Consider the following 11,372-nt stretch of genomic DNA (forward strand, 5'->3'; position numbering starts at 1 on the left):
CCTTTGTGTTTTCGGTAGCAGATAATGCTAAGGGGACTAATCCTTTTTAAATTATTATGTTAAAATAAAATGGAAAGTAGGTTTTCTACAAAGCCTGAAAAGTGGTTATTTATAAACAAATCAAAAGAAGCTACTGAAAAAATGAAGGATGAATTACAAAAAATAGCATTAAGGAAAATAAATACGATGCTAAAGGAATCCTATAAACAAATTGCTGAAAAGTCAGAGAAAGGACGAGATGTTCATTTAATTCATAACATCAATGTGCCTGGAATTAAGTACCGTGTTGTCAATTATTATACTGAATCTATTTCCACTAATTTGCAAAATACAAATTGGGATAAATTATGTCGAAAATACAAGGTGAATTCAAATGCTCTTTCAGATGAACAAAAAAAAGAGCTTATAATTCTTGACAATGCTGTTAGCAAATCTACTGGCCAAAGCAAAACAATAGCAATTGCATTTGCAAAAGCTATTTTAGATTATTCTTGTTCTAAGAAAGAAGATGATATACAAGGTGAGAAGGTTTATCCATTTTTGATTGATTCACCCTTTGGAGATTTATCTGGTGATAATTTGTTTAATTCAGCACAAAAACTTCAGTCATTCTCGGATCAAGTAATATTAATGATCTCTCCTGATTCGTATAATGTGGTGAAAGAGCATATAGAACCATATGTCCAAAGTAACTACAAAATTGCAAAAATTCCTTCTAAAAATCAGTCTATAATAGGGGTGAATTAAATGGCAATTTCTGTAGACATGAGATATAGGATTAAACGAAGTAAAGAATATGAAAAAGGAATGGATGAGCTTAGAAAAGCGAAGATATTTTCTTCTTATCGTGATATTTTAGTTCTTTCTGCAGCAATTGGTTATGCTAATAATAGATTTGAACCAATTGATACTCCTGCATCAGATGGTGTTTTGATGCAATTCTTTGAAAACGAGGATAGAAATTTAATGGATTTACTTGCTTTCCTTCACACCAAAAATCAGAAAGTATTGTATGAAACTGAAAAATATCAATATTTTGAAGGATATGCAAATGGAGGATTTCCAATTTTGCTTAAACTGCTCGATTGGGTTGGTGGCGAAGAATATGCATTATCTGTAGATAGAAAAGAGGTACTGATAAGTCTTTATATGCAGTTATTGACAGGTAATTATGTTCTAAATGAAGAGGATTTCTTGAAATAATATGTCTTTATTAAATAAAAGGTGAAAAATATGAAATATCTTCCTTTCTACACCGTCCTTGGTGTTCCTGAAGAAAAAGTCTTCACTAATTTTATTGGTAATTTAAAAACATCAATAAAAGTATGGGACTACTTTGTAAATTGGGACAAAGTAAATAAAAATGTAGAACAAGTGAAAATCGAGTTAAACATACTTAATTCATTAATTGGTTCAACAGACATTAAAAAGGATTTTATTCATCTTGTAATGAAATATCCCGAAGTAATAAAAACACTTCCAGTGCTATTGGCTGTTAGGGATAATAAACTTGAGGTAATAAGGGACTATAAAAAAGGAGATCTTGATTATTTTATCTTTGATTTCAAATTCAAAAGCTCTATGTCTCAGAATGATGCAGAAAAATATTTTACATTTATTTCAGAAAGTGGCTTGATAGATTTATTCCTCGATAAAAAAATCAAAAATTTTGTTGACTATGTTTATGGTGTAGAAGTTGGCTTGGACTCAAATGGTAGAAAAAACCGCGGTGGTTCTTTAATGGAAGAAATTGTTGAGGTTTTAGTTCTTAAATCGATAGATAATAATTCAAATTTAGATTTCATATCTCAAGCTACTCCTAAAAAAATCAAATATAAATGGAGTTACCAGGTAAAATTTGATAAATCGGCAAGAAGCTATGATTTTGCAGTTTTTAATAAATCAACAGAAAAACTGTTTTTGATGGAAACTAATTTTTATAATGGCGGTGGTTCTAAACTTAAATCTGTTTGTGGTGAATTTAAGACACTACATAATGAACTTAGTTCTCAAGGCGTAGAAATGATTTGGATTACTGATGGAAAAGGCTGGTTGACAACTCAAAGGCCACTTGAGGAAACATTTAACAATAACAACTATGTTCTAAATCTCTATCTATTGAAGAAAGGAATTTTAGATGAAATATTTAATCAATAGGTAATCCTTTTATCTATTACATCAATGTCCACAAATCAAACTAAATTAGGAATAAAAATGGATAGTTCTGAGAAAGAAACTATAAATCATACTTTAGATTCTTTATTATTGAAAAATTCTATAGTTCAAAAACCAGTGTCAAATACTTCTAAATCTAATGACATGGCCAGACCTTTTTTGAAATGGGCAGGTGGAAAAAAGCAATTACTAGAAGAGTTCGATAAAAGATATCCTATGGATATTTCGACTGCTCGAATTAACAAATATGTTGAACCATTTGTAGGAGGAGGAGCAGTATTGTTTCACGTACTCCAAGAGTTTGAACTTGATGAATGTCACATCTATGATGCAAATGAAGAATTAATTTTAGTTTATTCTGTGGTTCAAAAAGATGTAGACGGTTTAATTGAAAAATTAAGATTTCTTCAGTCATCGTATTTAGATCTTGATGAGGAAGGTAGAAAAGAGTTTTTTTATTCTATTAGAATGAAGTTCAATGAAAGCAAATCTAAAATTGACTTCGAAACCTATGGAGTTGATTGGGTAAAAAGGGCTTCTGAATTAATATTTTTGAATAGAACTTGCTTTAATGGACTTTTTCGTGTAAATTCAAAGGGAGAATTTAATGTTCCTATGGGTCGATACAAAAATCCTAAAATTGTTGATGAAACTAATTTACAAAATGCATCTATGGTATTAAAAAATGTAATAATACATCATGGGGATTTTGAAGACTGCGAATCAGTTGTAGATGAACGTACATTTGTCTATTTTGATCCTCCATATCGTCCAATTAGTAAGACTTCAAGCTTTAATTCTTATTCAAAAGATGCATTTGATGATGAATCTCAGATGAGGTTAGCTAGATTTTACAAGAAGTTGCACTTGAAAGGTGCAAAATTAATGTTAAGTAACTCTGATCCTAAGAATGAAAACCCAGATGATCATTTCTTCGAAGATATTTATCCAGAATTCAAAATTGAAAGAGTTCCTGCAAAAAGAATGATCAATGCAAAAGGTAGTGGAAGAGGATCTATAAACGAATTGATCATTACTAATTATTCTGAATAATTCTTATTTTGATGAATTCAATTGCTTAAATCTTTCGATAGTGATATTCAGATAGTTTTCATCAATTTCGATTCCTGTGTATCTTCTTCCAAGTGACTGCGCAACAATTCCTGTTGTTCCTGATCCATTAAATGGATCAAGTATTAAATCTCCTTCATCAGATGAAGCTGCAATAATTCTACTTAAAAGCTCAATTGGTTTTTGGGTGGGATGCTTCCCATTTTTCTTTTCAGAAGGAGGTGTCAAAGGGATATTCCATATACTCCTCATCTGTTTGCCAGATGGCCCGAGTTTATCATCCCATTCTTTCATTAACTTGTAATTGAACTTGTGTTTTGTTTTTTTTGACTTTTTAGCCCATATAACAGTTTCATGCGAATGTGTGAAATATCTACAACTCAAATTTGGTGGTGCATTAGGCTTGTACCACGAGATTTCATTTAAAATATGGAAACCTAATGACTGTAAAGCAAAACCAACTTGGTAGATGTTATGCATAGTTCCTGATATCCATATTGTTCCATCCGTTTTTAACACTCGTTGGCAGGCTTTGATCCAGTTATATGTGAATTCAAAGTCTTCATCGAAGCCCTTTGAACGATCCCATTCTCCTTTGTTAACACTGACCATCTTTCCGGCTTTACATGTAATACCGTCATTGGAAAGATTGTATGGAGGATCTGCAAAGATAGTAGTAACTGATTCTTTTTTCATCCGGGGTAGTATTTTCAAAGAATCTCCTTGTAGAAGTTTGAAATCATTTTTTTTGTAGTAGAGCATTTTACCTTTTATTGACGTTATGTCTATATATTTGTGCTTATTCTTAACATATTCTTAACTTTATTTAAATAGATCCATCACTTTAAAAGAAAACATGGATTGGGTTGTCTTTGCTTGGTTAAAGAGAGGTTCTAGAAGAAAATCTATATTAAAACTTCTTTGTGATTCAAGTTCTCCTCTTTCTGCAAATGAAATCAAAAATAAACTAAACATTTCACTTTCTCAAGTCTCCTTTTCCTTGAAAGAGCTATGCGAAAAAGAATTGATTGAGTGCTTGAATCCACAAGACAACATTGGGAAAATTTACATAATCAGTTCTAAAGGAAGTGATTTAATGAATTTATTGATCCAATCTGAAAATTAGTTTGTTTTCAATATATGTAATATTAATGGGTGAGATAAGTATGCAGAGTACAATTGAATGCAACTTCTCTAATAATGGAACCAGAAATGGTGTTCGTATGAGAGTAGTTAACAAGTTTTCGGAGGAAACACCTGGCAATGGAAAAGGTGAATTTGCTTCAAAATATCTCTATTCAGTTGAAAAATTATCGGACAATTATTCTGTCCTATTGAAGAGGCCAGCTAATTTAAAAAACGGATTTGATTTTCTTATCACAGTTCCTGGTATTAATTTTGCATTGGATGGGGGACGTGTAAGAGATTATCCTAAACATGAGGATATAATTAATGATTTGGTGTTGAAAAAAAAAGAAAATGAAGATATGTATCAATTGCTTTTTTCGTTCATTAATTTGATATTTGAATGCAATGAAATTGAAGAAAGTTGGTTTGATGATTTAAGTTTTGAATCTGGTTATCCATGTGATTTAATACTTAAAACAATAAAATGGTTTTTTATTGAGCAAGACATCAGATATTGGAATTACTCTGGTAGATATATGTTAATGTCTGAAATTGAAAAACTAAATGAACTTTGATTAAAGAGCATTTGTTTATTCATATTAATAATTGCATGAAGTAATATGTTCTAATTATTTATCATAGTCCTATTTTTATTTTAGACTCAAATGGTAATATTTATAATGTGTTCTGAAGTCTCTTCGTCAAAACGGTGACTTTGATGGAAACAATGAAACGTATAACACATGATGAATATTCAAAATTAGTTTCAAGAAACAATGAGGTTGTTGTAGCAAACAAATCAATATTTCTTCCTAAAAAATGGAACATAACAACTTTTGCACCTTCTGATTGCAATTTAAATCCAAAAACAACAATTTGGTCATTTCCTCAAAGAGGTAATTGGGCGACCCATAATGGAAAATACCGGGGCAATTGGTCACCAATAATCCCTCGAAATTTGATATTGAGATATACTGAGAAAGGTGATACTGTTTTAGATCAGATGGTTGGCAGTGGAACTACTCTTATAGAATGTAAACTTCTAGGTCGAAATGGAATAGGTGTCGATATAAATCCTGCTTCTATAATGGTTGCTAGAAACAGGATAGATTTTGAATATCATTCTGGCAATTCAAAAGACAATATTTCAAAAATCCAAACTTATGTGGGTGATGCAAAAAATCTGAGTTTGATAGATTCGAATAGTGTTGATCTTATTGCCACACATCCTCCTTATGCTAATATAATCTCTTACAGCGGTGGGAAACTTGCGGATGATATTTCAAATATTAATGATGTTAATGAGTTTGAAAAGAACATAAAGGAAGTTGCAAAAGAATGTTTTAGGGTTTTGAAACCAAACAAAATCTGTGCAATTTTGATTGGTGATACCCGTAGACATAAACATTACGTGCCACTCTCGTCTAGGTTAATGCAAACATTTCTTGATGTTGGATTCATTTTGAAGGAGGATATAATAAAACATCAATGGAACACAACAAGTGGCTACGGAGATTGGAATAGTAAAGCAAAAGATTTCTATTTAATAGCTCATGAACATTTGTTCATTTTTAGAAAACCCAAAGAAAATGAGGACTTGAATAAGTTTAAAGGTAGTATAAAATGGTGGTAATAATTCTGTCCATTTTTCTATTTATCTCTCGATGATAAACTAAATATTCGTATCAACCTTATTTATCCCCTCAGCACCAACCTTCTAATAACAGCTCCAAAAGAGCCTCCGTACATGTCCCCCCAACAACACCAACATATGCCCCGTAGAACAACCCAGCAGCCTCGATAACAAAATTCGCAGATGGCTGCAGAAGACTCTCAGTTCCTATGTAAGAGAAGGGATGGAAGTTATGAAAATAGGCTGCTGTCCGGGATTTTTAACAATGGACGTGGGCCGGATGGTCGGGAAGAGCAGGAGTGTGTTGTTAGGGAAAGCTTGAGTTCTAACGTTGGAATATTTTGATTGAATGTTCTCTCAAGGTTTACGATTTTTCTTCATAAGGTCGGTTATCGTTAACTTTACGACTTAACGATAGCAAAAATCGAACCTAAAATCAGCATCATTAACCTGCATGTAAGACATGATTTATCGTTAACCCCCAAGTTAACGATTTTGCTTAACGATAACTGCAAAAAACAGCCTATTGTAAACTTATACGCAGGTGACCACAAAATCACACGCAAAATGTGGTCACCCACAAACTCCGCATCACTCAATCTTTATTACTTATAAACACATAGAAAAATTTAGAACATCTTTGCCGACGATAACATGATAGAAAGAGCTCCGACCATTGACAAAAAAGAACTTCTTCCTCTTCTGAGAGAATTCTTCCTTAAAGAAGAATCAGTTGAGATTGCCTACCTTTTTGGTTCGGTGGCAGAGGACACGGCAGGCCCGTTAAGTGATGTGGATATCGGTGTTTATCTTTCTGAGACACTAACGGAAAAAGAAAGGATCTACAAACGAATTGACCTGATAAATGAACTTTCAGACCTGTTGAAAAGTGATAAACTGGATCTTATCGTGATCAATGATGCAAGTCCTGTCCTCAGATTTGAGATTATAAGGCCAAACGTTACCATATTTTCACGGGATGATGATCTGCGTGTGGATGTCGAGCATCGCATCATGTCAGTATATCTGGACTGGAAATATTATGAGGACAGGTTGAACAGGCATTTTCTTGAAAGAATTACTGAAAAGGGAACACTTTGATGTATTCTCATATGGTCACCGTTGATGGATAATTATTCATCCCTGCTCCTCCGCCATAATATCGTTATCTGCAGTTCCTATTTCATAAGGCTTGTCGAATGCTATTCCTGTGATAACCCAGCTTGATCCGCTTTTCTGCAACTGGAAATATACATCAATGATCTCTGGGTCGTTCTCATTACCCATGATATCAAAGGTTACTGCAGTACAATTGCTTTCAATTACCGCAAGTTCATCTGCAACAACGGTTGACACAATATTTGTCTCTTTGATACCGCCTGATTCTATCCCATTGTTATTGAATAACATCTGGATACTCGCAGGCACAAGGAATTCCTGTCCTTCGCACAGTTTGAAAGCAGTGGTGAAATCTCCCTCGTTTACGGCATTGAACAAAGTTATAACAACAATCTCTGCAGACTCGGATGAAGAAGTAACATATTCTCCTGCTATTTTCTCTTTTAATCCGGTATTTTGTATCAGAAATGTGGCAAATACTAAAAGAATAGCAATGATCAAAGCCTGTCTCATCAATTTTTTCTTTGACCTTTTAGGTTTGTTCGCAGTTGTTTTTTCTTTTCTTGCAGGAGTAGTACTGTGGGGCGATCTTAGTTTTCTTTGTGAATTAAAAAGTTCCCGGGGATAAGAAGCATTTTGATCTGCCTTTTTGCTTCTTTTCGGTTTAGGTTTGCTTTTGACTTCTTTTAAATAAGAATTATACATTCTGGCAACGTCGACATCTTCAGGTTTCCCATTGTTTTCATCATTTTCTTTGAGAGAGTTCAAACTGCTTTTTTGTGGGGCATCATTTGCAATATTCATTGATGATCTGCTGTTTTTTGCTGAAAAATTGCTTCCAGGCACTATTGTGTCTATAATATTACTTACCAGTTCATTTTTGATGACCCCGATATCTTTTGCAGAACTGATCGTACTAACAAGACCATTGAGCTTTGATACGTTCTCATTGAGAAAACCATGTAATCCTGTTTTATTGTCGGAAGCTGCCCTGAACATAACCTGTGTCAGTCCTGCATTTTCTTTGATCAGGACTGTCAGCAGGTAATGAGTATTGCTGTCTGTTGTCTCACCTGAAAAATAAAGCACGTTGCCTTCTTTGATGGTATATCCGTCTACAGCATGTAGGTTTCTTGCACATGTCTGCATCAGGAAAGAGATGATCTGCTCGACATTGGTACCTTCATAATTTATTCCAAGGTCAGCAGTGTTCCATGTACTGGATAGTTGAAGAAAATCTTCTCTTGTAATTGACTTTGAACGCAGGAAGGGAATGATGCAATGAACTTCCTTTGCCTGCATGGCAACCATATGCTTTTCCCCGTTAGGCTCACGATATATTATACTCGCTTCGACCATTTCATTGTGAACACATGCTGTAGGCTTCAGGATGAATTTAGCAGTCCGGGCAATGGTCGGATTGATGTCATTTAGTTTCCGGATCCTGTCTTCCTGCAGCTCAAAAATTGATTCATTGTAATCAAGGATAACCTGCACATCAGAAATGACAGTATCTGAATTATTGGTGATTCTGATTCCGAACACAATGTCGTTGTTCGGGAGAACCTCATAACCACGTTTGATATCAATATTCATTAGTATTGAAAACTAATTATTTTTAGTTATATATAAGTTTTCAACTCAACAATTATCTCCCTCTGGTTTTACTAACAGAAACATAAGTTTCAATAAAAAAGAGAATACCTATGATCACAGTTTCATCAGGTTACTTGGGACTTTTATATTCTTTTAGATTAATTCACGGATACAATTGCACGGTCTCTTTAACACCATATGAAGATGGAGCCACAAAGTCAGCAGTGGTTGCTGCACCGGACTCTGGAGTCAGAACGATGTTCACAGTTGTCCGGGGTACTAGATTAAGTCCTGATTTCTTCATACCATCTGATACACTAGTAGTTCCAACATAAGAATAGGCTGACGATACTGCACTATCAGATGTTGTTGCAACATATACTGTAATCAGATCTCCAGTATTCATTACAGGATTGTTCTGTGAGAATGAATTGTCCTCATCACGTATCTTCTCTACTGTATAATAATGGTCTGAATTTTTGAATGTGGTGCTTGCCTTTGTAGTTCCTGTCAGCAGGATCTGAAGGTTTGTAGATGCACTTGAAGTACTAAATGAATCCATAGCACCGTTATTTTGTCCTGCTGAAGCATATGATCTCTGGTTTCCTGCATAGACTAGATTGTTTGCGGTTGTACCATCAGTTATTGAGATCACTACCTGATTTACATCTACAGGTGAACTGCCCACATTAAGACCTACCTTGAGCTTCAACAGATCAATTGTACCGGACAGCTGATTTGCTGAGTTCTTAGCTCGAACACCTTCAATTGTCTTAACCATCAGGTTTGATGAAACCTCTTGAGTTGCCTGCTTTCCTGTTGATATTGCTTGAATTTCTTCATATTCTATTTCAAAAGGTTGCTTAAAAGAAACACCTGTAATTATCCATCCCAATTCACTATTTTGTAATTTTAAATAAATAGGAATAATCGAAGTACTCATTTCATTTCCGGAAATATCAGTGTTTGAAACAGTACATTTTGCATTCACTACTGCTATAGAACCATCGATGTCAGTTGATGCAATCTCTATATTATTTATGCTTCCAGGCTCAATGCCCTTACTTCCAAATATCATCTTAATACTTGCAACAGCAAGGAAATCCTTCCCCTGGTACATATTAAAAGCATTATTATAATCTCCATCATTCACAGAATTAAGAAAAAGTGTAACTGTCGATTCTACAACATCATAATTTTGGGTAGATATCTGATATTTATTGCTTATACTTCCCTCTATGGCAGGATTTTCCATCAAATAGTTTGCAGCAATAGCAAGTATTGCGATGAACAAAATGGGCATGATGAGTTTTTTAAATCTCCTTTTCTTCCTCTTTGGTTTTACTTCTTTTCTGGGTGGCGGGGTGGTGCTGCGAAAAGTATTGATTTTTCTGTCGGAAGAAGATGGATTACGAGAATAGCGGATTGAACTTGACTCTCTTTTAACTTCAGTATTATTCTGCTTATTCCTTATGTCCTTTCGATATGTTTCATACATTTTCTCAACATCTTGATCTTGCGAATTTCGATCTGTTGTGCTAAAAACTTGCTTTTCTTTTGAGATGTTGGTCTCATTATTATTGTCATGTCTTATTGCAGAGTTCTGAAACGAATTGATATTAGTTCGCTGCACTACACTATTATAGATATTGATAGAGGATTCATTGTTTCCAACTGACAGATTGCTTCTTTGCACCACAGAATCAATGATGTTTATTACCTGTTCATTTTTGATGACTCCTATTTCTCTTGCAGAATTAATAGTATTGACAAGATGCCTTAGTTCAGATATGATCTCATTAAGGAATCCATGTATTCCATATGTTTTATCAGAAACTGCCCTGAACATAACCTGCGTAAGTCCTTCATTCTCTTTTATCAAAGCTGTAAGAAGATAGTAAGTGTTCTCTCCAATTGACTCACTTGAAAAATAAAGAACATTGCTTTCTGCAATGGTATATCCATCTACTATATAGAGACGTGTAGCACATGTCTGCATCAGGAAAGATGTAATTTGTTCCGCAGTGATACCTTCAAAATTCATACCGGATTCCACATTGTATCCTGAACCTGAGAGCTGGATGAATTCATTTTTTGTCATTGGTTTTGCGCGCAAAAATGGACAAACACAGTGGACCTCTTTTGGCTGCATATTAACGATGTGTTTTTCCCATTTTGCATCACGATAGCTAATACTAGCTTCAATTTTTTCCTTATGTACACATCCCAGTGGCTTAAGGGTGAATTTAGCAGTTCTGGCTATGGTTGGAGGTATGTTTCCCAATTTAAACACTCTGTCTTCCTGCAACTTGAAAAGTGACTCATTGTAGTCAAGAATTATCTGTACGTCAGAAATAACAAGATTGCTATTGTTTGCGATTCTTATACCAAATACAACGTTGTTGTTTGGAAGAATCTCATAACCTCGTTTTATGTCAAAATTCATGTCATATAAAAATTAATTATTTAATATATAAATATATGCAAAGCTTTACACGCGTTGATTTAATTATTTACTATTCCGAATTGTTAAAAATGTAAAAAATAGATCTTATATTATAGTCATTAACTAAACATTTCTAACTTATCGCTCATGAACTTTTCTATCCATCTTTTTGCAAAACTAAGTTTTAATGAACATTTCATGAAC

The 11,372-nt window shown here is 34.0% G+C and carries 11 protein-coding genes; 8 read left to right on the forward strand and 3 right to left on the reverse strand.

Features of this window, described 5'->3' with window-relative positions; all coding sequences use genetic code 11:
* The first annotated feature begins 69 nt into the window (after positions 1 to 69).
* From J2746_RS14490 to J2746_RS14505, 4 genes are read left to right on the forward strand one after another with little or no spacing between them, the layout of a single operon-like run.
* A complete protein-coding gene (locus tag J2746_RS14490) occupies positions 70 to 747 on the forward strand; it encodes a hypothetical protein (RefSeq protein ID WP_209622758.1) in 678 nt (225 codons plus the stop codon).
* Positions 748 to 1,203 carry a hypothetical protein gene (locus J2746_RS14495; RefSeq protein WP_209622761.1) on the forward strand — a complete coding sequence of 152 codons (456 nt, stop codon included), beginning with the start codon at positions 748 to 750 and terminating at the stop codon, positions 1,201 to 1,203.
* 30 nt (positions 1,204 to 1,233) lie between these two features.
* Entirely contained in the window at positions 1,234 to 2,157 is a 924-nt protein-coding gene (locus tag J2746_RS14500; protein WP_209622764.1) for a type II restriction endonuclease, read from the forward strand.
* 24 nt (positions 2,158 to 2,181) lie between these two features.
* Entirely contained in the window at positions 2,182 to 3,228 is a 1,047-nt protein-coding gene (locus J2746_RS14505) for a DNA adenine methylase (protein WP_245250198.1), read from the forward strand.
* 3 nt (positions 3,229 to 3,231) lie between these two features.
* Here J2746_RS14505 and J2746_RS14510 read toward each other — a convergent pair whose 3' ends face one another.
* The gene (locus J2746_RS14510; protein WP_209622767.1) at positions 3,232 to 4,008 is read right to left on the reverse strand and encodes a DNA-methyltransferase; all 777 of its coding nucleotides are present in this window, start codon (positions 4,006 to 4,008) and stop codon (positions 3,232 to 3,234) included.
* Positions 4,009 to 4,102: 94 nt separating this feature from the next.
* Between J2746_RS14510 and J2746_RS14515 the strand changes: the two genes are divergently transcribed.
* From J2746_RS14515 to mntA, 4 genes are all read left to right on the forward strand, one after another.
* Positions 4,103 to 4,372: a winged helix-turn-helix domain-containing protein gene (locus J2746_RS14515; protein ID WP_209622770.1), complete on the forward strand. Its 270-nt coding sequence runs from the start codon at positions 4,103 to 4,105 to the stop codon at positions 4,370 to 4,372.
* Positions 4,373 to 4,412: 40 nt separating this feature from the next.
* Positions 4,413 to 4,949 (forward strand): hypothetical protein, encoded by a 537-nt coding sequence (locus J2746_RS14520; protein WP_209622773.1) that lies wholly within the window; start codon positions 4,413 to 4,415, stop codon positions 4,947 to 4,949.
* A gap of 143 nt (positions 4,950 to 5,092) precedes the next feature.
* The gene (locus tag J2746_RS14525) at positions 5,093 to 6,007 is read left to right on the forward strand and encodes a TRM11 family SAM-dependent methyltransferase (protein ID WP_209622776.1); all 915 of its coding nucleotides are present in this window, start codon (positions 5,093 to 5,095) and stop codon (positions 6,005 to 6,007) included.
* 654 nt (positions 6,008 to 6,661) lie between these two features.
* Entirely contained in the window at positions 6,662 to 7,108 is a 447-nt protein-coding gene (gene mntA, locus J2746_RS14530; RefSeq protein WP_209622778.1) for a type VII toxin-antitoxin system MntA family adenylyltransferase antitoxin, read from the forward strand.
* A gap of 36 nt (positions 7,109 to 7,144) precedes the next feature.
* On the opposite strand, the gene J2746_RS14535 is transcribed toward mntA, so the two are convergent.
* Together J2746_RS14535 and J2746_RS14810 are read right to left on the reverse strand one after the other, a co-directional pair.
* Positions 7,145 to 8,722, reverse strand: coding sequence for a hypothetical protein (locus J2746_RS14535; RefSeq protein WP_209622781.1), 1,578 nt, complete (start codon positions 8,720 to 8,722; stop codon positions 7,145 to 7,147).
* 163 nt (positions 8,723 to 8,885) lie between these two features.
* A complete protein-coding gene (locus J2746_RS14810) occupies positions 8,886 to 11,168 on the reverse strand; it encodes a hypothetical protein (RefSeq protein ID WP_245250199.1) in 2,283 nt (760 codons plus the stop codon).
* Between the last annotated feature and the right edge of the window lie 204 nt (positions 11,169 to 11,372).

The sequence above is a fragment of the Methanolobus bombayensis genome, assembly GCF_017873415.1.
Lineage (GTDB): Archaea > Halobacteriota > Methanosarcinia > Methanosarcinales > Methanosarcinaceae > Methanolobus > Methanolobus bombayensis.